The organism is Leifsonia sp. 466MF (assembly GCF_900100265.1).
In the GTDB taxonomy this organism is placed as follows: domain Bacteria; phylum Actinomycetota; class Actinomycetes; order Actinomycetales; family Microbacteriaceae; genus Leifsonia.
In genome coordinates this window covers 3,721,767-3,741,420 of sequence record NZ_LT629696.1, presented here as the reverse complement: position 1 = coordinate 3,741,420, position 19,654 = coordinate 3,721,767, and the positions used below count along the sequence as shown (strand labels likewise).

The following is a 19,654-nucleotide window of genomic DNA, read 5'->3' as shown; positions in this document are numbered from 1 at the left end:
TCAGCTCACCACCAGCCGGGGTTGGTTGCGGACGGTGTCGGACAGTCGCAGCAGCAGCGCCACGATGATCCAGTTGGCGACCAGCGACGACCCTCCTGCGGCGAGGAACGGCGTCGTCAGGCCGGTGAGCGGGATGACGCGTGTCACACCGCCGATCACGATGAAGCACTGCAGCGCCACGGTGAACGACAGGCCGACGGCGAGGAGCTTGCCGAAGTCATCCGCGCCGGCGAACCCGATGCGCAGGCCGCGCGCCACGAAGACCAGGTACAGCGCGAAGATGGCGAAGATGCCGGCGAGGCCGAGCTCCTCGCCCAGGCTCGCGATGATGTAGTCGCTCTGCGAGACGGGGGTAATCCACGGCTGGCCCTGGCCGAGCCCGGTTCCGATCAGCCCGCCGTGCGCGAGCCCGAACAGCCCCTGGACCAGCTGGAAGCTGCCGCCCTGCGCGTCGTAGACGCCCTGCGAGAAGGGGCTGAGCCAGTTCGCGAAGCGGTCGTGCACGTACGGGAGCACCTGGCTGGCGACGACGGCGCCGCCGACGATGAGCAGGAGGCCGAGGATCACCCAGCTGATGCGCGCCGTGGCGACGTAGAGCATGACGAGGAACAGGCCGAAGATGAGCAGGCCGGTTCCGAGGTCGCGCTGGAAGACGATGACGGCCATCGACATCAGCCAGACGATGAGGATCGGTCCGAGGTCTCGAGCGCGCGGGAACCGCATCCCGAGGAACTTCTTGCCCACCATGGAGAGCGAGTCGCGCGCCTGGACCAGGTAGCCGGCGAAGAAGATCGCGAGGCAGATCTTCGCGATCTCGCCGGGCTGGAAGCTGAACGGGCCGATTCCGATCCACACGCGGGCGCCGTAGATCTCGCGGCCGATGCCCGGGAGCATGGGCAGCAGCAGGAGCACGAGCGCGGCGAACCCGAAGAGGTAGGTGTAGCGCTGCAGGATGCGGTGGTTGCGGATGAGGACCACGACGAGGATCGCGCAGATGATCGCGATGGCGCTCCACACGATCTGCTTGACGCCCGCGCTGTCCCATCCGGCGTCCTTGTAATGGATGTCGATGCGGTAGATCTCGGCGATGCCGATGCCGGTCAGCAGCGTCGCGATCGGCAGCAGGAACGGGTCGGCCTGCGGGGCGACGAACCGGAGCGCGATGTGCATGCCCAGCACCAGAGCCGAGAGGCCGGCCCCGAGGTAGACCAGCGTGAGATCGACGTGGCCGAGCGCGCCCAGCTGCACCAGCACGACCGCCGCCGCATTGATCGCGCACGCGATGACCAGGAGGAACAGCTCACGGTTGCGGAGCTTCGCGGGCAGGCGCAGCCGTTTGACCGGCCCGGTCGCGTTCCGGGGCGGCGTCGCCTGCTCGCGCGCGGCCGTTCTACTGTCCGCCGGCATCGCTCAACTGCTCCACGATCGTCTTGGCCGCCGGAAGGTCGTCGGCGTTGATGGTCTGCTCCACCTGCTGTTTGTCGTACTCGGGGAGGTCGTCCACCTTCACGTCGGACTCCTCGTACAGGTGCGAGAGGCTGATGGGCCCGATGCCCTGCTGGACCCCCTGATAGATCGCGACGTGGCGGTCCGGTGACATGCCCACGAAGTAGCGGGACTGCGTCCACTGGTAGCCGAAGAAGATGGCGAGCACGATGGCGACGACCAGCAGGATGAGGCCGATCATCCAGGTGAGCCGGCGGCGACGGACGCGACGGGCGTCCTCCTCGATCAGCTCGTCGAGGTAGTCCTCGGACTGCGGCTCGAAGTGGGTGGGGCCGGTGGCCGGGCGGATGGGATGCAGGCGCAGTCCGGGAAGGCGCGCCGCACGGGTGGTCGGCTTCGGCTCGGCGCCGAACTGGAGCGGCGACGCGGCCGACCCGACCGTGACCGGCTCCTTGAGCACCTCGCCGCGGGACGTGTCGGCGATGTCGACGATGACCACGGTGACGTTGTCGGGCGCGCCGGCGTCGAGGCTGTGCTTCAGCAGCCGGTCGGCGACCTGCTTCGGGCCGTCCTTCGACGCGAGCGCCGCCAGCATGTCGTCGTGCTTCACCACGCCGCTCAAGCCATCGGAGCAGATCAGCCAGCGGTCGCCCGGGCGCGTGTCGAGCGTCCAGGTGTCGATCTCGGGGGACGCATCCACATCGCCCAGAACGCGCATCAGCACGGAGCGGCGGGGATGGACCATCGCCTCCTCCTCGGTGATGCGTCCGCTGTCGACCAGACGCTGCACGAAGGTGTGGTCGGTGGTGACCTGCTTCAGCTCGCCGTCGCGGTAGAGGTAGATGCGGGAGTCGCCGATGTGGGCGAACGCGATCTGGTCGCCGACGCGCACCATCGCACTGACGGTGGTGCCCATCCCGGTGAGCTCGGGATGCTCGAACACGGTCTCGGCGAGGAGCGAGTTGGCGGCGATCAATGCGGACTGCAGGGCGAACTCGGCTTCGGAGGCGGAGGCGTACTCGCGGTCGGCCTCGCGGATGCGGGTGACGGCGATCGCCGAGGCGACGTCACCGCCGGCGTGACCGCCCATGCCGTCGGCGACGACGAACAGGTCCCGGCCGGCGTAGCCCGAGTCCTGGTTGTTCGAGCGGATCTTCCCGACGTGGGAGAGGGCCGCCGCCTTGTTCGCCGCCACCGTCTACCGCCGCAGCTCGAACGTGGTCGTGCCGATCTTGATCGGCGTGTCGAGCGGGACCTGGGTCGGGACGGTCACCCGGCGGCCGTCGAGGAACGTGCCGTTGGTTGAGTCGAGATCCTGGATCATCCACTCGTCGTTCCAGAGGAGCAGGCGGGCGTGGTGGGTGGAGGTGTAGTCGTCGCGGATGACGAGGTTCGACTCGCCGGAGCGGCCGATGGTGATGGGATCGCGGCCGAGGGCGAGCTCGGTGCCGGCGCGCGGTCCGGAGGTGATGACGAGGCGGTGCGCGCTCTGGACACTGGCGTTCGTGTGGCCGCCCGCGCGGTTGGCGCCCGACGGCAGGGACGAGACCGGTGCGGACTTCATCACCGGCTCGGTCGGGCCGGCGGGTGCGGCGGCAGCGGGGGCGCTCGCCGCGGCTCCGGCCGGGAAGGGCGAGGCGGGTGCGGGCTGCGCCGATTCGGGCAGCTTGCGGACACGCTGGCCGAACATGTCGCTGCGGAGTGCGTAGACGATGCCGAAGACGAAGAGCCAGAGGACCAGCAGGAAGCCGAACCGCAGCACCAGCAGGGTCAGCTCGCTCGGGTTCACGATGGGCTCCAGAAGTTGCCGACGTCGTGTCGCCGGATGGCGTCCTCCGCACGGCCACGCGGGGCGGGCGCCGCCTGGGGGAGGACGCGGAACACGATGCGGGTGCGCCCGAGGGTCACGACGGATTCGGGCTCCAGGATCGCCTTGCGCAGGGGCTCTCCGTCGAGCTTGGTTCCGTTGGTCGAGCCGAGGTCCTCCACCTGGGCGCGGCGGCCATCCCACGTGATCATGACGTGGCGACGAGAGATGCCGGTGTCGTCGACCGTGATGTCGGCGTCCGCCCCGCGCCCGACGACGGTGCGGGAGTGGGTGAGCGGGTAGTGCTTGCCGTTGATGTCGAGGACCGGGGTCCAGGCGACGTCGCCCTTCACGTTCTCGGACTCGACCTGGAGCATCCCGACCGACAGGTCCGGGTCTTCCGCGAGGTCGATGGAGATGCCGCCGGCGAACGCGTAGTGCTGGCTCGCCGCGTGCTTCTGGACGAAGTCGATCAGCTCGTCGGTGAGGGCGGCGCCCATCGATCGCATGCGCGCGTAGTCGGCGGACGACATCCGCAGCACGAAGCTGTTGGGGGCGAGGACGCGGTCGCGCGCGACCACGGCGGCCTTCGTGTCGAGTTCCTTGCGGAGCGCGCTGGTGAGCTCGACCGGCTGCAGCCCGGAGCGGAAGGTCTTCGCGAACGCGCCGTTGACGGCGCGCTCGAGCCCCCGCTCGAAGTTGTCCAGAATGCCCACAGTCTCCCGCTTCCGGCTCGATGACTACATGCATGTTAGTCGGAACCCTGGAAAAGGGACTGGCTATACGGTGAAGATCAGCCCTGCGGAGGACGCCCGGATTCGTGAACGATCCCGGCGTCGTGTTAGAGTTCCTGGGTTCGCGCGAGTGGCGGAATTGGCAGACGCGCTGGCTTCAGGTGCCAGTGCCCGCAAGGGCGTGGGGGTTCAAGTCCCCCCTCGCGCACGGACGTGAAAGGGCCGGATCGAGACATCGATCCGGCCCTTTCCGCATGTCCGGCAGGCATGCGCGAAACCGGTCAGCTTCGCGTTTCGGGCAGGATATCCGCGAAGTGCGCGTGCAGCTGCGCGGCCACGTCGACGGTGTCGTGGTCGTAGAGCCACTGGTACTGCAGGCCGTCCCAGAGGGCGAGGAGCCACAGCGCTTCGTGGTCGGGATCGCGGTGAGGCGGGAGGACGCCGTCGTCCGCGGCGGCCCGGAGAAGGGTCGCGAAGCCGTCGAGCGCGACCGCGAAGCGGTGCTCGAAGTAGGCGTGCGCGTCGTGGGTTCGCGGTGTCGCCTCGGAGGAGATGACGGCGTAGAGCTCGATCAGTCCGGGCTGCTCCGCCTCGTTGGTGGCGGCTCCGTCGGCGAAGCTGCGGAGGACATCGGCGGCGGATGCCCCCGCGTCCGGCGTACCGCGGTCGTCGATGCGGCGGTCGCGCTCCCGCATGACCTCGTGCAGCAGGGCGTCCTTTGAGGAGAAGTGGTGGTACAGCGCCGACTTCGAGACGCCGACACGTGTGGCGATGTCGAGGAGGCTGGTGTCGCCGTAACCCTCCCGCGCGAACAAGGCCATGGCGCCGTCGACGATCTTCGTGCGGCGCTCCCGTCCGGTGCGGTAGCCCGTCTCTGCGGCGGACGGCTCCTCGGCGATCGGAGGGAGCGGGGGCGCGGGCGGAAGCGGATGCGTCGCCGGGTGCGTTCCAGGCTCCCGCCAGCCGAGTGGACGCGCGATCAGCTCCTGATGGCGGTCCAGGGTGGCGGCGACATCCACGCGGTCCGGAAGGTACTGCTGCAGCATCCGCAGGCCGTCCCAGGCTGCGGTCAGGCGCAGCGCCTCGTCCTCGACCGACCGGTCGGTGGCGACGAGGCCGCTGTCGACGCCCGCGGCGAGTGCCTCTGCGCGCCGGGCTCGCAGCTCGGCGGCGCGGTCGCGCATCCATTCGTGCAGGGGATGCGAGGGTGCTGAGGCCTCGCCGGTGAGTGCGGCGAAGAGGGCCGCGTGACCCGGGACGGCGTCCTGCCGGTGCGCCGTGGCCGCGAACGGCAGCGCGTCGGGCGGGGTCGCCGCTGCTGCTGCGGAGGCATCGAGCCGGCGGGCAACCTGGCCCAGCAGCTCCTCTTTACCGGCGAAGTGCTTGAGGAGCGCGGGATGCGTGATGCCGGCCTCCGCCGCGATGTCGCGCAGCGACACGAACCGGTAGCCGTTGCGGCAGAACAGATCGGTGGCGGCGTCGAGGATCGCCTGCCGTGTCGCGGCGGCGCGCGCGAACCGTGTCCCATCGATGACCGACGTCACGTGCACCTCCCCGACCTCATCATCGTAGTCAGGTTACCGTAGCGTCGGATTTCAGTTACCACGCGGTCGCTTTTGTGTGTATGCTGGCCGCCATCGTCAAAGCCGACGGTACGAAAGGACTCGAGAAATGACAGAGCTGTCTCCCGCCGCGACAGCGGCGGCAACCGGGACCACCGGTATCAAGACGCCCGGCACCACGCCGGCGCGAACTCCCCGCGGCTACACGCCGGCGCTCTCGGCCGTGAACTTCGGCGTCCTCCTGGCGCTCCTCACTCCGGTGCTCGTGTCGATGGCCTTCAAGGTGCAGCACCTGAGCGCATCCACGGAGGAGGCCACGGCGCAGCTCGGACTCGTCCTCGGCGTCGGAGCCCTGTTCGCCCTGGTGGCGAACCCGCTCGCAGGCCGGCTGTCGGACCGCACCACCTCCCGGTACGGGATGCGTCGCCCGTGGATCCTCGGCGGCAGCATCGTCGGCGTCGGTGCGTTCCTGCTGATCGGTGCGGCCACATCCATCTGGGTCGTTCTCATCGGATGGTGCCTGGTGCAGGCGTCGCTCAACGCCGTGCTCGCAGCCGCGAACGCGACGCTTCCCGACCAGGTGCCCGCGGCCAGCCGCGGCAAGGTCTCGGGCCTCGTCGGCGTGACCACTCCTCTTGCGATTCTCGCGGGCAGCTTCCTCATCAACTTCATCGGCGACGACCTTCTGCGCTTCCTCATCCCCGGCCTCATCGCACTTGTGCTCGCGGTGATCTTCGTCGCCGTCCTCAAGGACCGCCGCCTCACGGAGAAGCCGCGCCAGAAGTTCACCGTCGGGCAGTTCTTCGGCTCATTCGTCTTCAATCCGGTCAAGCACCGCGACTTCGGCTGGACGTGGCTGACCAAGTTCTTCGTGATGTTCGGCTACGCGGGCATCGCGACCTTCCTCCCCTTCTACCTGACCGAGAAGTTCCACCTCGACGAGCAGGGCGCCATCTCGACGATCCTGCTGGCGAACCTGGCCTCCACCGTCGGCATGGTGATCTCCAGCCCCATCGGCGGTTACCTCTCCGACCGGCTCGGCAAGCGCCGCCCGTTCGTCGCGGCGGCGGGAGTCATCATGGTTGTCGGACTGGTCGTTCTCGCGTTCGCGCCGACGGTCGCGATCGTCATCCTCGCGCAGGCCGTGATCGGTCTCGGAGCCGGGTCGTTCTTCTCCGTCGACCTCGCCCTCGCCACGCAGGTGCTGCCCAGCCCCGACGACACGGCCAAGGACCTCGGCGTGCTCAACATCGCCAACGCCCTTCCGCAGTCGATCGCGCCCGCCATCGCACCGGGGATCATCGCCCTCGGCTCGGCCACCGCGATCGGCGGTTACTCGGTGTGGTACCTCTTCGGCGCCCTCATCGCACTGCTCGGCGCCGTGCTCGTCTACCGGATCAAAGGAGTGAAATGACCGACACCGCCACGGACACCGCCACCCGCCCTTGGCTGGACGCGCAGCGTCCCGTCGCCGAGCGCGTGGAGCTGCTGCTCGCCGAGATGACCCTCGAGGAGAAGGCCGGGCTCTTCTTCCACACCATGATCGGGATGGGGCCGCTCGACGAGCCGAACCCGACGTTCTCGCTCCCCTCCGCGGTGGAGTACGTGGAGCGCCGGCACATGTCGCACTTCAACCTGCTCGGCGTCGCGCCGACCGGGCGGGAGATCGCGGAATGGCACAACGCTCTGCAGCGGCTGGCCGCATCCACTCGGCTCGGGATCCCCGTGACGCTGTCGACGGACCCGCGGCACTCCTTCACCGACAACCCCGGGACCGCGATGCTGTCCGGGCCGTTCTCGCAGTGGCCGGAGCCGCTCGGGCTGGCGGCGATCCGCGACGAGGACACGGTGGAGCGTTTCGCGGACATCGCGCGCCAGGAGTACCTGGCGGTCGGGCTCCGCGTGGCACTCCATCCGCAGGTCGACCTGGCCACGGAACCGCGCTGGTCGCGCCAGGCGGCGACCTTCGGCGAGGATGCCGAGCTCACCTCCCGGCTGGGCGCCGCATACGTCCGCGGTTTCCAGGGCCGATCGTTCGGCGCAGGATCCGTGTCGACGATGACGAAGCACTTCCCGGGCGGCGGTCCGCAGAAGGACGGGGAGGACCCGCATTTCGCCCACGGACGCGAGCAGGTTTATCCCGGCGACGCCTTCGAGCTGCACCTCCGGCCGTTCGAGGCGCTCATCGAGGCGGGCACGCGCCAGATGATGCCCTATTACGGGATGCCGGTCGGGACCGCGTACGAGGAGGTCGGGTTCGGCTTCAACCGGTCGGTCATCACCGGTCTGCTCCGCAAGCGCTTGGGATTCGACGGGCTCGTGTGCACGGACTGGGGACTGATCACCGATGCCGAGATCTTCGGGCAGCCGTTCCCCGCGCGGGCCTGGGGTGTGGAGCACCTGACGCCGCGCGAGCGCATGAAGAAGATCATCGACGCCGGCGCCGACCAGTTCGGGGGAGAGGCGTGCCCGGAGCTGCTGATCGACCTCGTCGAGTCCGGCGATGTCCCCGAGTCGCGGATCGACGAGTCGGCGCGGCGCATCCTGCGCGAGAAGTTCGAGCTCGGACTCTTCGAGTCGAGCCTGGTCGACGCGGAGGCCGCCGACGCGATCGTCGGGAAGGACGACTTCCGCGCCGAGGGAGAGAAGGCGCAGCGCGCATCCATCACCCTGCTGGTCAACGGTCACGATGGCGAGCCGGTGCTGCCGCTGCGCGGGCGCCCGCGGCTCTACGTCGAGGGCATCGACGCTGAGCGCGCTGCAGCCTATGGCGATGTCGTCGCGACGCCCGCCGACGCCGACGTGATCGTGGTGCGGCTGCAGGCGCCGTACGAGGAGCGTCCGACGGTGTTCGAGAGCCTGTTCCACTCGGGGTCGCTGCAGTTCCCCGCAGAGGTCGTGGACCACGTGCGGGAGCTCGCCGAGCACGCGCCGACGATCGTCGACGTGTACGCCGACCGGCCGGCGATCCTCGAGCCCCTGGTGGATGCGGCCAGCGCTCTGACCGTCAACTGGGGCGCAAGCGCCGAAGCGCTGCTCGATGTGCTCACCGGCCGGTTCTCGCCGCAGGGGTCGCTGCCCTTCGACCTGCCGCGCTCGATGCGCGCCGTGGAGGAGTCGCGACCTGATGTGCCGTTCGACACCGCCGATCCGCTGTTCCGGTTCGGCGACGGGCTGCGTTACTGACGCGACCGCGTCGCACGCCCTGCCCGAGCGGGACCCCCGATCTTCCCGGGGGTCCCGCTTTCATGTGTGGGGCTACCGGAGGGTCACCGAGTTGGCCTGGTCGTTCATGCTGCCGAGCGACGACGCGTTGACGGCGTAGCCGTAGGACGCACCCGTGTACGCCGTGCCCTGCCACAGCTTGGTGCTGCATCCGGAGAAGCTCCTGAACGAGCTGACCCGGCCCGACCAGCCGACGTTGCCGAGCGGGCCGAAGTACCAGGTGGTGCTTCCGTTGCAGGCGCTCGAGTTGGTGATCTGGAAGAACGATCCGCCGTACCCGGCGTCGTCGAAGAGCTGGCTCTGCACGAAGGTGGCGCGCACGCCCTCGGGGAGGACGCGGGCGGCGGATGGGTCGGCGGTGGCGGCGACCGGCCAGCTCGGCGGCGTGACCACCAGCAGGTGGGTCTGCTCCAGCACGGCCCGGTTGAGATCCTCGCCGGCATCCACACACACCAGCGTGCGCATGCCCAGGTCGTATGAGCAGGACTGCGCGGGCGGCTCGGCAGCGGGCGCGGCCGTCACGAACGTCGCCGCGATGGCCGCCGCCGCTGCCAGGACCGACGCCGCATGGCGCGCGAAAACAGACGATCTCTTCATCGACTTCCCCCGAAGCGGATACTGCCCGGCCCCCTGCCGAGCACGCCCATTCTGCCCCACCGAGGTCACGGCCGACCGATTTCGAGATTCGTTGAGAGGATTCGGCGGGGGGACACATTTCCTGGATATGAGCGATTTGGCCGAGCCGCACCGTGCGGCGGATGCGGGGGAGGAGTCCGTTCCGACGGACCTCGACCTGCTGCGGCGACTCGCCGACGGCAGTAAGGCTGCGCTCGCCGCCCTCTACGACCGGTACAGCCGCGTCGTCTACGCCTACACCGCCGCGCGCCTCGAACCCCGCGAGGATGTGGAGGAGATCAGCCAGGACGTGTTCGTCACCCTCTGGCGAAAACGGGCGACCATCACCATCGCCGGCGAGTCGGTCCTTCCCTGGCTGCTCGTCACCAGCCGCAACCTGATCGCCAACCGCCGCCGCTCCCTCCAGGTGGTGGAGAAGCGCCGAAGCGACAGCCCCGTCGACGGATCACTCGCTGACGCCCGGCCGGGGCCGGAGGAGCTCGCCGAACGCGGCCAGCTGCTCGCCTACGTCGAATCCGTGGTCGCCGCGCTCACCGAGCCCGACCGCACCGTGTTCGAGCTGTGCATCCGAGGCGATCACAGCTATGAGGAGGCTGCCCGCCAGGTGGGCCTGAGCGAGGGCGCCGTCCGCAACCGCCTCTCCCGGCTCCGCGGGCGCCTCCGGAACGAACTCCGCACCCTCAGGGGGATGCCATGACCGATCACGACCTCCTGCCCACCGACGAGCGCTTCGAACAGATCAAGGCGAACCTGTTCGAGACCATCGCCGTCGACGACCGCCGCCGGACCCGGAAGCACCGCATCATCGCCATCGGAGTGGCCGGCGCCATCGTCGCCGGGACCACGGCCGGCGCGATCGCTGTCGCCCTCGCCTCCCAGGGCCAGATCAACAACGTCACCGACTGCTATGCGGCCGCCAACCTGAACTCCCGTCACGGCACCTCGGTGATGGTGACCGCCGACCTGGACGAGAAGACGCCCAACCCCCTCGATGCGCGCATCCGCCTCGCCGAGGACATGTGCGCGGCCACCTGGCGGACCGGCGTGTTCTCACCGGAAGGGTCGTCCAGCACGGCGGACTATCCGGTGCCCCACCTGGAGACCTGCCAGCTGCCCGACGGGCGACTGGCCGTGTTCCCCTCCGACCAGGCCCTCAGCGAGCTGTGCTCGCGACTGGGCCTCACGATCCCGCGCGAGTGACGAGAAGGGGTACTCCACCACGCGCGGGAGAAGGGACGGTGCCCGCCGCATCAGACGCCTGGGGGAAGGCGGCGGCGGGCACCTCCCGGCCTCACATCCGAGAACGACGAACCGACGACAGACAGAGAAGCAAGACAGAGAAGAAGGAGACGCCATGAAGACCATCGACCCGGCCGCGCTGGAGTTGCCACCCACGGAGCCCATCGACATGACGGCGCTCATCCAGCAGGCACTCGCGGGCGAGGGCTGAGCGGGGCCGTTCGGCGCATGCCCGCTCTGTTCACGCGTGCAGGGCGCGCAGGGCGAGCCACGCCGCCGTGCGGTCGTCCGCATCGGCCAGGGAGAGCCCCAGGAGGCTCTCGACGCGGTGGATGCGCGCGGTGAGCGTCTGACGGTGGACGCCGAGCCGCTCAGCCGCGGCGCCCCAGGCGCCGTTCTCGGCGAGGAACACGCGGAGCGTCTCCGTCAGCTCGCCGTGCCGGCCCGCCGCATCCCGCAGCGGGTCGAGCAGGCGTGCGATGCGCTGGGCGTCATCGTCATCGAGCCGGTCGAGGACGAGCGAGATGGTCGGGATGGACCGGTAGCGCACAACCCGCCGGCCCTCGGCCCGTGCCGACTCCACCGCGTGCCGTGCCTCGGCCGCGCTCCCCGCCAGCGTGTCGGTCGGCGCCGGCGCGCCCACACCGAGGAACATCGCGGACGAGTACGCCTCCACGCGAGTCGCCACCGCATCCACGTGGTCGTCGCGGAGGAACCCGGTCACCAGGCCGTGACTCTCGGTATGGATGTGGGCGGCGCCCAGTTCGTCGAGCCAGTGCGACACGAGGCGCTCCACTTCGACGGATGCCGACCGCGCGGTCAGGGCGAATGCGGTGAGCGAGCTCTCGTGCACACCCCACTTCCGCAGGAGGGAGGCGGCGGGAGGGCCACCGGCCAGCAGCGCGTCGATCATGACCGCGCGTCCGAGACGTTCGGTGCGGGTCGGGTCGTCCGTCCGCAACACAAGGTCGAGCAGGGCGGCCGCCTGCGAGCCGAGTTCGCGAGCGCGGCTCGACGACTCGGTCCGCGGGCTGACGACCAGCCGGGCCGAGAGGTCTTCGCCGGAGCCGACCGTATGCACCTGCAGCGAACGGTGGCGCACGCGCACGGGACGGGAGAGTGCGACCGCCATCGCATCCTGCACGTGCAAGCCGCCGGCGCCTGCGCTCGTGATGACCTGGCCGTGCCGATCGAGGAGCACGGCCCAGCCGTCGATGCGGTGCGCCAGCTCGGCGACGACGCCGGAGACACCGCCGCGGCGGGCAGCCAGGGTCAGCACTTTCATCGCACTGGTGACCGCACGATCCTCGGCGGCCTGATCGACGGCCAGGAGCGCGGTGAGGCTGGGGGCGAGCAGCGCGTCGGAGGCCGAGGTACCGACGATCGCGGTCGTGCCCGTCCGGTCGAGCGCTCTCAGGAGAGCCGGGTCGGCGCCGTGGCTGACGATGACGGCGTGCCGGAGTGCCTCCGTGCGTTCGTCCTCCGCGGTCAGGGCGGCCACAGCGGCTCGGGCGGGCGCCACGACGAGCGTCGCGAACGCGGGATGGCCGACTACCGAGAAGTCGTCGAGGCCGACCACCGCATCCACGCGCGTCCCGGCATCGAGGCGGCCTTCGACCAGCCGACCCTGAACGGAACGCGCGACGGAAGCGATGTCGCGGCTCATGGCCTCAGTGTACGGAATGTCGAATCAGCGAGGAACATCCACACTTTCTGTGGATGACACCGGCCATGAGCGCTTCCTAGCATCGAGCGAGACCCGCGCACGAAGGAGTACCCATGCAGGCCGTCATCTTCACGGAACCGTCCGAGCCCATCCAGTTCACCGAGGTGGACCTCGCGGCACCCGGCCCGGGGGAGGTGCGCGTGCGTATCGCCGCGGCGGGCGTCTGCCACTCGGACCTGCACGTGAAGCGGGGAGAGTGGGATGCTCCGGCACCGCTCGTCATGGGACACGAGGGCTCCGGTGTGGTCACCGAGCTCGGGGAGGGCGTCACCTCGCTGGCCGTCGGCGATCATGTCGTCCTCAGCTGGGTGCCGCCGTGCGGCGACTGCCGGTACTGCCGCTCAGGGCACGAGGCGCGCTGCCAGAAGGTCGCCACCATCGTCGCGCCGAAGGGCGTGCTCTTCGACGGCACCTCCCGACTGTCGCGCGACGGTGAGACCATCCATCACTACCTGGGTGTCTCGTCGTTCGCCGAAGAGGTCGTCGTGCCCGCATCCGGCGCCGTGAAGGTGCGCGACGACGCACCCCTCGACGTGATCGCGGTCGTCGGCTGCGCAGTCGCGACCGGCGTCGGCGCCGTGCTCAACACCGCTGCGGTCGAGCCGGGCTCCACCGTCGCCGTGATCGGCTGCGGCGGCGTCGGCCTCAACGTGGTGCAGGGCGCGCGGCTGGCCGGGGCCGAGCGGATCGTCGCGATCGACGTGCTCCCGGACAAGACCCAGATGGCCCTGCAGTTCGGAGCGACCGACCGGATCGACGCCTCCCGAGCGGACGCGGTCGAGCAGCTCTTCGAACTCATCCCGGACGGCGTCGACTACGCGTTCGACGCGATCGGCCGCACCTCCACGACCGAGCAGGCGATCCGGATGCTCGGACTCGGCGGTGCCGCCGTCATCGTCGGCCTGCCGCCGACAGGCGCGAAGGCGTCGTTCGAACCGCTCGTGCTGGCGGAGGCCGACCAGCGCATCCTCGGTTCCAACTACGGCTCCGTGCGCCCGTCCATCGACATCCCCGCGCTGGTCGACCGCTACATGGACGGACAGCTGCTGCTCGACCCGCTGATCTCGGGCCGGCGACCCCTCGCGGAGGCGGCGGAGGCCTTCGACGATCTCGAGGCCGGCTCCGTGCTCCGCACCCTCCTCATCCCCTAGCCCCCGAACCCGAAACGACTCACTGGAGAGCCATGTCAACCACCGAAACCCGGGCGAGCAGCCCGACCGACGCCGGACTCCGGCGCGGAGTCATGAGCGGACCCGAGCTGGCGGCTCAGGCGATCGCGAACATCGCGCCGAGCGCCGTCATCGCGTTCACGGCGATGTCGATCTTCGTCGGCGCCGGCAACGGGACGATCTACTCGTTCGTGCTCGCCACCATCGTCATCCTCTGCGTCGGCTACTGCGTGGTCGTCTTCGCCCGCAAGCACGCGTCGGCGGGCTCGCTTTACACGTACGTGGCGAAGGGCCTCGGCCCCACCGGCGCGTACCTCGCGGGCGTCACCCTCGTCATCGGCTGCTGGGGCATCGCCGCCGGCTCGCTCGGCGGCGCGGTGTCGTACTTCAACCAGTTCCTTGTGCTCCTCGGCGTGCCCGCGGGCGGCGTCGGCTGGTACATCGGCCTCGCCATCGTGCTGGGCGGCCTTGCGACGCTGTTCACCATCCGCGGCATCCGGCTCTCGGCCCGGGTCTCGCTGGTGCTCGAACTCGTCTCGGTGACGATCATCACCATCCTGCTCATCGCCGCGCTCGTCTGGGCCGGACCCGCCGCGTGGGATCCGGCGCAGGTGTTCGCCGAGGGAGCCCCGTTCCAGGGCATCGCCGCCGGAATGGTGCTCGGCATCCTCGGGTTCGTCGGATTCTCGTCGGCCGACGCGCTCGGCCGCGAGGCCAAGAACCCGTACACCGCCATCCCCCGCGCCATCATGTGGAGCGCCGTCGTGGTCGGCGTCCTCTACGTCTTCGCCGCGTACACCCAGATCGCAGTGCTCCACGGCGACCTCGCGACGAGCGCCAGCCCGCTGGAGGACATCGCGAAGCTGATCGGGATGCCGACCTGGTTCGGCCCGATCCTCACGTTCGGCGTCGGCGCCTCGTTCTTCGCCGTCGTCGTCGCGCCGCTCAACGTCGTCGGTCGCGTCATCTACGTGATGGGCAAAGAGGGCGTCGTCCCGGAGCGGTTCGGCCGCACGCACGAACGCCACCTGACCCCGCACCGCGTGCTGCTGGTCGCCGGTCCCGCGGCCATCGTCCTCGACGTCATCCTGCTGGCTGTCGGCGCGAACCCGATGGACATCGTCGTCTGGGTCGACACGTACGGCACCTACGGCTACATGGTCGCGTACGCGCTCGTGGCGATCGCGTGCATCGCCTACACGCGCCGCGCGGGCATCCCGAACACGCTGGTCTGGGTGTGCGCCGTCGTCGCGGTCGCCGCGATGGCGTATGTGTTCTTCGCGAACGTCTGGCCGGTTCCGGCGTTCCCGCTCAACGTCATCCCGTACCTGTTCCTGCTGACTCTGGTCGCCGCGGTGGCCTGGTTCGTCCACCTGCGGAGGCGCCGGCCGCAGGTCATCCAGAACATCGGCAACACCGAGACGGACGCCCTGGAGGGTGTCGGCTAGGGGCCCCGAAAGGCCGCAGGAATCACAGACGACGCGGGAGGCGCACGGTGACGACAGCGCCCCCTTTGTCCCGGTTGGCGGCCTCTACCGACCCGCTATGGCGGTTCACCACCTCGGCGACGAGGGCCAGGCCGAGGCCGTAGTGGCGGCCGCGGTCGTCGTCGGGCTGAGCGTCTCGGGCGGTTGCGAAACGCTCGAACGCGCGGTCCTCGACGCCGGCCGAGAACCCGGGGCCGTCGTCCTCCACGGTGAGGATGACGCGGTCGCGGGAGGTGGAAACGCTCACCCGGACATCGGCGGCGGCGTGATCCAGGGCGTTGTCCATCAAGGCGACGATCATCCGCCGAAGGGACACGGGTGCGCCGGTGACGACGGCGTCCGGATCGCTCTGCACGGCGATCGTGAGACCCCGCTCGTCGGCCGTTGCCTTCGCCGAACGGACGACCGTCGCGGCCAGGTCGCCGAGGTCGACTCCCTCGCTCTCCGCCGTCTGCCGCGGATCGGCGGCGGTCAGGAGGTCCTGCACGATCTCGGTGAGGGCCCGGCTGTCGTCGACGATCTCGTCCAGGCCTGACCGCAGTTCTTCGTCCGGCGCCCCCGTCGACTGCGCTGAGACATGGCGCCGCAGCAGCTGGGCGCGCGTGCTGAGCAGGGTGAGCGGGGTGCGGAGCTCGTGCCCGGCGTCCGCGACGAAACGTCGCTGCAGGGCGAGCGCGTCCGCGAGGGGCCGGATGGATCGCCGGGCCAGGATGAGGCCGATGCCTCCCGCGGCGATGGTCGCGATCACCCCGGAGACGACCAGCGCGATCACCAGCCGGCTCAGCTCCTCCTGCTGCTCGCCGAGTCCGTAGGCGACCTGGACGACCTTGCCGTTCCGCACGTCCGTCACGGTGAGGTAGCGCTGCCCGTCGGTCTCCACCGACCCGGAAACCTGGTTGCCGGTGCGCGCCACCTGCTCGATCGCGTCCTCGTCCGGGAGCCCGTCCGGCATGTCGGGGGAGCTCTGCCGGCCCTGAGGTGTCACCACCGTGACCAGCAGATCGCGGGGCGCGTCGTGTACCGAGTCGACCATGGAGGCATCGGAGAGTGCCCGTTTCGCGGCCTCGGCCTGGCCAGCAGCCACGACGCTGTAGACCACGATGCCGAGCGCGACGAAGAGGCCGACGATGGTCAGCGCGAACTGGGCCGCGAGCCGTCGGGAGGCGGAGCGGAGTTCGGTGTCGCGCAGCGTGGGGTCGCTCACGGGAGCGACCCCATCCGGTAGCCGACGCCGCGCACGGTCTCGACCAGGGAGCGCCCGAATTTGCGGCGCAGATGGTGCACGTAGGTGTCGACCACGCCCGGGTCGTCGGCGGCCGCGAACACCTCGTCGAGCAGCAGCGTGCGGGGAAAGACCTGGCCCGGTCGTCGGGCGAGCAGCTCCAGGAGGTCGGACTCGCGCTCCGAGAGCACCGTCCGCGAGCCGTCGTCGAGGGTGACCGTGCGGCTGCCGGTGTCGAGCCGGCCGCCGGGGAAGCGGACCATCGGCACCACGGCCGCGGCTCGGCGGGTCAGCGCGCGGACACGGGCGACGAGCTCGTCGATGTCGAACGGCTTCGCCAGGTAGTCCTCGGCGCCCGCGTTCAGGCCGTCGACGCGGTCGGGGGCCGTTCCGAGGGCGGAGAGCACGAGGATGGGCGTGGTCACGCCGTCGTCGCGGAGGCGGCGCAGCACATCCAGCCCCTCGACGGCGGGGAGCCCGCGGTCGAGCACGATCACGTCGAATCCCGCGGTGAGGCCGAGATGCAGGGCCCGCTGACCGTCGCGCGCGACCTCGACCTCGAAGCCCTCGGACCCGAGGAGCGCGTCGAGCATGCTCGCGAGGCGGCTGTCGTCCTCGGCGACCAGCACACGCGGCTTTCCGCTCACATCCGCAGTATAGGAGCCGGATGCGCCGTCCACCGGCGGGGCACCGGCCGTCACGAGGTGGCCGCCGGGCGCGCGAACGCGAGGTCGCCGGCGGCGAGGATACGGCCGGACGCATCCACCGCGAGGACACCGCGGGCGCCGGAGCGCAGCGCGTGATCGACGCCGTCGGGTCCGATCGCGAAGACGGTGGTGGCGAGGACATCGGCGGTCGTCAGGTCGTCGGCGACGACGGTGGCGCTGAGCAGCCCGGCCGCGAGGGACCCGTCGCGACCGTCCACGATGTGCGCTCCGCGCTCGTAGGCGCCCGAGGTCGCGACAGCCGCATCGGTGACCTGGAGGACGGCCAGCATCGCCGTCGGCTCGTACGGTGAGCGGACGCCGACGCTCCACGGGCGTCCGTCGCCCGGGCTGCCCGACACGACCACGTCACCGCCGGCGTTGAGGCAGAAGGCGCGGAGGCCGGCCGCGTGCAGCTCTCGTGCCGCGCGTGCTGCCGCCCACCCCTTCACGACCCCGTCGAGGTCCCATGAACCGTCGGGCCGGCGGATGCGGAAGGCGCCTCCCGAGTCGCGCGCGGCAGTCTCGCCGATCGCGACGACCTCGCGGAAATCGTCGCTGAAAGGGGCAGGGGATTCGCGGGAGGCGTTCGCGCGGCTCACCTCGCTGTCCGGCCGGTACGTGCTGAAGCGGCGGTCCGCCTCCCGCAATACCCGGAACGCGCGCTCGGCCGCGGGTCGCGCATCCACGTCGTCCCGCACATCGATGGACATCGGGATGCCCATGACCGTCTCGAGGAACTTCATCGCTGGTCGATCGCCGACTGCACCGATTGGATGTAGCCCTCGGACGTGTAGGTCGCACCCGACACGGTGTCGATGTTCGCCGACTGCGATGCGAGGACTTCCTGCTGCAGGATCGGCAGGGCCTGGTCGTTGATCTCGATGTCGCGCCCGTCGCGGTCGGGCGACTGAAGGGTCTTCACGGCCGTGATCGTGGTGCCGGAGAACGTGACCTCGACCTGGACCGCGCCGTAGCGGGTTTGGACGGCCGACCCGGTGATGGTGGTCGTGGCCGCCGATGACGAGGATGACGAGGACGAGTCCGATGGCGTCCGGGTGGACGGAGCGGCCGAGCCGCCGCTCGTCGCATCGGACGATTCCGACTCCGATCCGGAACTCGTGGTCCCGGTGCCGGATGCGGTCGAATGGACGGAGGTGGACGCCGCGGTGACCTGGTCTCCGACGCCGTACAGCTTCAGGCCGACGGTCGCGCCCATGACGACGAGGATGACAGTGAAGAGGACGGTCCCCCGCCAGGATCTGCTGTTCATTACATGCTCAGTTCTTCTCGGTGGATGAAACGCTTGGGCATCCGGAGGGCACGAAGCGAGGACTCGACGCGCTCGCCCATCCCCTCCGGCCCGCAGATGAAGGCCTCCCAGTCGTGAAGGTCGGGGATCAGGCGGCGGAGCGGCTCGACATCCAGCGGGTCGTAGCCGAGCTCGGAACGCCGTCCGACGAGGGGGATGACGGTGACGCCGGGGAGGGCCTGCAGTTCGCCGAGGAGGGCGAGGTGCCGCGGCGAGCGGGCCCGGTAGAGGACGACAGGGCGGGCGCCGCGCCGCACCAGTTCTTCGGCCAGGGCGCGGATGGGGCCGATGCCGGCGCCGCCCGCGACCAGCAGGATGCGCGCCCGGCTCGCCCGGTCGGCGGTGAAGCGGCCGAACGGTCCCTCCGCGAAGACCAGCGAGCCGGGCTTCAGAGCGGGGAGGCGGGTCGAGTGGTCCCCGATGGCCCCGACGGTGATGCGCAGGTAGCCGTTGGCCGGGACCGCCGACACCGAATACGGATGCGCCGTGCCCAGGTGGCCCCAGGCGAGGAAGCGGAACAGGAGGAAGTTGCCTGCGCGGACGCCCAGCTGGTCGACCCGCGGCCCGGTCAGCCAGACGCTGTTCACGCCTTCGCTCTCGGGCACGACCGCGGCGACGCGCATCCGTCCCTTCCAGGCGTCGAGCGCCGGCAGGAGGAACCGCCACGTCAGCACGGCGGCTGCGGTGCCGAGGTAGAGCGCGATCCAGAGGGCCCGGTTGACGGGGTCGGAGACGAAGTGGGCGCCGCCGCTCAGCTGGTGGAAGAAGGTGAGGAAGATCGAGACGTACGTCGTGACGTGCAGCCAGTACCAGACCTCGTAGGACAGCTTCGCGCGGATCAGCCGGGCACTGCTGAGGCCGACGACCAGGAAGGCGATCGTGCCGACGAGCGCCGTCAGCATGTCCGGGTAGTTCTGCAGAATGCTGACGAACTCCGTCCACGGAGGATTCTTGTCCACCAGCTCGCCGCCGAAGACCAGGAAGAGCACGTGCGCGACGATCAGGAACAGCACGGATGCGCCGAGCGAGCGGTGCCAGGAGACCAGCCGGTCGAGACCGACGGCCCTCTCGAACCAGGACACGCGGGCGATCAGCAACACCTGCGCGCAGACCAGGAACCCGCCGACCATGCCGGCCAGCTCGCCGATCGAGGTGAGAGCGTCGGCAGGGGTGGCGGCGAAGCCGGCGGGCACGCTCAGCCACCACATCCCGAGAACAGCGACGACTCCGAGCGCGAGGACGGCGCGAACGGTTCTGGCGCCCCGGCGCGGGTCGCCGACAGCTCTGCGGCTGCGGCGCGGCGCAGGCGGTGCCGACACGGGAACGCTCAACGTCTGATCCATGTATTCCACGATGCAGACGCATTCTTTGTGGATTCTTACGTG

18 protein-coding genes and 1 tRNA gene are annotated in these 19,654 nt (G+C 70.1%); 7 read left to right on the top strand and 12 right to left on the bottom strand.

All coding sequences use genetic code 11. The features are described from left to right. From BLR91_RS17875 to BLR91_RS17860, 4 genes are read right to left on the bottom strand one after another with little or no spacing between them, the layout of a single operon-like run. Window positions 1-1,407, bottom strand: a complete 1,407-nt coding sequence (locus tag BLR91_RS17875; RefSeq protein WP_020076167.1) for an FtsW/RodA/SpoVE family cell cycle protein — start codon at window positions 1,405-1,407, stop codon at window positions 1-3. Further along, window positions 1,391-2,641 (bottom strand): Stp1/IreP family PP2C-type Ser/Thr phosphatase, encoded by a 1,251-nt coding sequence (locus BLR91_RS17870; RefSeq protein WP_089879464.1) that lies wholly within the window; start codon window positions 2,639-2,641, stop codon window positions 1,391-1,393. The genes BLR91_RS17875 and BLR91_RS17870 overlap by 17 nt, the downstream gene beginning before the upstream one ends. 3 nt (window positions 2,642-2,644) lie before the next feature. Beyond that, a complete protein-coding gene (locus BLR91_RS17865; protein WP_018189057.1) occupies window positions 2,645-3,235 on the bottom strand; it encodes an FHA domain-containing protein FhaB/FipA in 591 nt (196 codons plus the stop codon). Next, window positions 3,232-3,969 (bottom strand): FhaA domain-containing protein, encoded by a 738-nt coding sequence (locus tag BLR91_RS17860; RefSeq protein WP_089879467.1) that lies wholly within the window; start codon window positions 3,967-3,969, stop codon window positions 3,232-3,234. The genes BLR91_RS17865 and BLR91_RS17860 overlap by 4 nt, the downstream gene beginning before the upstream one ends. 142 nt (window positions 3,970-4,111) lie before the next feature. On the opposite strand from BLR91_RS17860, the gene BLR91_RS17855 reads away from it, so the two are divergent. Continuing rightward, a tRNA-Leu gene (locus tag BLR91_RS17855) sits at window positions 4,112-4,195 on the top strand. A gap of 73 nt (window positions 4,196-4,268) precedes the next feature. On the opposite strand, the gene BLR91_RS17850 is transcribed toward BLR91_RS17855, so the two are convergent. Further along, entirely contained in the window at window positions 4,269-5,537 is a 1,269-nt protein-coding gene (locus tag BLR91_RS17850; RefSeq protein ID WP_089879471.1) for a TetR family transcriptional regulator, read from the bottom strand. Between the two features lie 121 nt (window positions 5,538-5,658). Between BLR91_RS17850 and BLR91_RS17845 the strand changes: the two genes are divergently transcribed. Both BLR91_RS17845 and BLR91_RS17840 read left to right on the top strand, forming a co-directional pair. Next, entirely contained in the window at window positions 5,659-6,963 is a 1,305-nt protein-coding gene (locus BLR91_RS17845) for an MFS transporter (protein ID WP_020076163.1), read from the top strand. Continuing rightward, entirely contained in the window at window positions 6,960-8,735 is a 1,776-nt protein-coding gene (locus BLR91_RS17840) for a glycoside hydrolase family 3 protein (protein ID WP_089879474.1), read from the top strand. The genes BLR91_RS17845 and BLR91_RS17840 overlap by 4 nt, the downstream gene beginning before the upstream one ends. A gap of 72 nt (window positions 8,736-8,807) precedes the next feature. Here BLR91_RS17840 and BLR91_RS17835 read toward each other — a convergent pair whose 3' ends face one another. Beyond that, window positions 8,808-9,371 carry a hypothetical protein gene (locus BLR91_RS17835; protein WP_089879477.1) on the bottom strand — a complete coding sequence of 188 codons (564 nt, stop codon included), beginning with the start codon at window positions 9,369-9,371 and terminating at the stop codon, window positions 8,808-8,810. 127 nt (window positions 9,372-9,498) lie between these two features. Between BLR91_RS17835 and BLR91_RS17830 the strand changes: the two genes are divergently transcribed. Then, window positions 9,499-10,107, top strand: coding sequence for an RNA polymerase sigma factor (locus tag BLR91_RS17830; protein ID WP_089879480.1), 609 nt, complete (start codon window positions 9,499-9,501; stop codon window positions 10,105-10,107). Next, window positions 10,104-10,610: a hypothetical protein gene (locus tag BLR91_RS17825; RefSeq protein ID WP_089879483.1), complete on the top strand. Its 507-nt coding sequence runs from the start codon at window positions 10,104-10,106 to the stop codon at window positions 10,608-10,610. Before BLR91_RS17830 ends, BLR91_RS17825 begins: the two co-directional genes overlap by 4 nt. A gap of 280 nt (window positions 10,611-10,890) precedes the next feature. Here the strand turns inward: BLR91_RS17825 and BLR91_RS17820 are convergent, their stop codons facing one another. Further along, on the bottom strand, window positions 10,891-12,315 hold the full coding sequence (locus tag BLR91_RS17820; RefSeq protein ID WP_089879487.1) for a PucR family transcriptional regulator: 1,425 nt from the start codon (window positions 12,313-12,315) through the stop codon (window positions 10,891-10,893). 113 nt (window positions 12,316-12,428) lie between these two features. Between BLR91_RS17820 and BLR91_RS17815 the strand changes: the two genes are divergently transcribed. Next, on the top strand, window positions 12,429-13,526 hold the full coding sequence (locus BLR91_RS17815; RefSeq protein WP_018189067.1) for an alcohol dehydrogenase catalytic domain-containing protein: 1,098 nt from the start codon (window positions 12,429-12,431) through the stop codon (window positions 13,524-13,526). A gap of 32 nt (window positions 13,527-13,558) precedes the next feature. Beyond that, on the top strand, window positions 13,559-14,992 hold the full coding sequence (locus tag BLR91_RS17810; RefSeq protein WP_018189068.1) for an APC family permease: 1,434 nt from the start codon (window positions 13,559-13,561) through the stop codon (window positions 14,990-14,992). Between the two features lie 22 nt (window positions 14,993-15,014). Here the strand turns inward: BLR91_RS17810 and BLR91_RS17805 are convergent, their stop codons facing one another. Genes BLR91_RS17805 through BLR91_RS17785 form a run of 5 tightly spaced genes read right to left on the bottom strand, consistent with a single transcriptional unit; the run spans window position 15,015 to window position 19,612 of the window. Beyond that, complete coding sequence (locus tag BLR91_RS17805) at window positions 15,015-16,235, bottom strand: sensor histidine kinase (RefSeq protein WP_089879490.1); 1,221 nt, start codon at window positions 16,233-16,235, stop codon at window positions 15,015-15,017. After that, window positions 16,232-16,900 (bottom strand): response regulator transcription factor, encoded by a 669-nt coding sequence (locus BLR91_RS17800; RefSeq protein WP_231371152.1) that lies wholly within the window; start codon window positions 16,898-16,900, stop codon window positions 16,232-16,234. The genes BLR91_RS17805 and BLR91_RS17800 overlap by 4 nt, the downstream gene beginning before the upstream one ends. A 50-nt stretch (window positions 16,901-16,950) precedes the next feature. After that, window positions 16,951-17,703, bottom strand: a complete 753-nt coding sequence (locus BLR91_RS17795) for an FAD:protein FMN transferase (protein ID WP_089879493.1) — start codon at window positions 17,701-17,703, stop codon at window positions 16,951-16,953. After that, window positions 17,700-18,230, bottom strand: a complete 531-nt coding sequence (locus tag BLR91_RS17790) for an FMN-binding protein (RefSeq protein ID WP_089879496.1) — start codon at window positions 18,228-18,230, stop codon at window positions 17,700-17,702. Before BLR91_RS17790 ends, BLR91_RS17795 begins: the two co-directional genes overlap by 4 nt. Further along, a complete protein-coding gene (locus BLR91_RS17785) occupies window positions 18,230-19,612 on the bottom strand; it encodes a ferredoxin reductase family protein (protein WP_089879498.1) in 1,383 nt (460 codons plus the stop codon). The genes BLR91_RS17790 and BLR91_RS17785 overlap by 1 nt, the downstream gene beginning before the upstream one ends. Window positions 19,613-19,654 lie beyond the last annotated feature (42 nt).

What these genes read in the sequence shown, in the direction of transcription:
- BLR91_RS17875 (WP_020076167.1), bottom strand. Translation starts at nt 1,407, where the DNA reads ATGCCGGCGGACAGTAGAACGGCCGCGCGCGAGCAGGCGACGCCGCCC.
- BLR91_RS17845 (WP_020076163.1), top strand. Translation starts at nt 5,659, where the DNA reads ATGACAGAGCTGTCTCCCGCCGCGACAGCGGCGGCAACCGGGACCACC.
- BLR91_RS17840 (WP_089879474.1), top strand. Translation starts at nt 6,960, where the DNA reads ATGACCGACACCGCCACGGACACCGCCACCCGCCCTTGGCTGGACGCG.
- BLR91_RS17835 (WP_089879477.1), bottom strand. Translation starts at nt 9,371, where the DNA reads ATGAAGAGATCGTCTGTTTTCGCGCGCCATGCGGCGTCGGTCCTGGCA.
- BLR91_RS17830 (WP_089879480.1), top strand. Translation starts at nt 9,499, where the DNA reads ATGAGCGATTTGGCCGAGCCGCACCGTGCGGCGGATGCGGGGGAGGAG.
- BLR91_RS17825 (WP_089879483.1), top strand. Translation starts at nt 10,104, where the DNA reads ATGACCGATCACGACCTCCTGCCCACCGACGAGCGCTTCGAACAGATC.
- BLR91_RS17820 (WP_089879487.1), bottom strand. Translation starts at nt 12,315, where the DNA reads ATGAGCCGCGACATCGCTTCCGTCGCGCGTTCCGTTCAGGGTCGGCTG.
- BLR91_RS17815 (WP_018189067.1), top strand. Translation starts at nt 12,429, where the DNA reads ATGCAGGCCGTCATCTTCACGGAACCGTCCGAGCCCATCCAGTTCACC.
- BLR91_RS17810 (WP_018189068.1), top strand. Translation starts at nt 13,559, where the DNA reads ATGTCAACCACCGAAACCCGGGCGAGCAGCCCGACCGACGCCGGACTC.
- BLR91_RS17795 (WP_089879493.1), bottom strand. Translation starts at nt 17,703, where the DNA reads ATGAAGTTCCTCGAGACGGTCATGGGCATCCCGATGTCCATCGATGTG.
- BLR91_RS17790 (WP_089879496.1), bottom strand. Translation starts at nt 18,230, where the DNA reads ATGAACAGCAGATCCTGGCGGGGGACCGTCCTCTTCACTGTCATCCTC.
- BLR91_RS17785 (WP_089879498.1), bottom strand. Translation starts at nt 19,612, where the DNA reads ATGGATCAGACGTTGAGCGTTCCCGTGTCGGCACCGCCTGCGCCGCGC.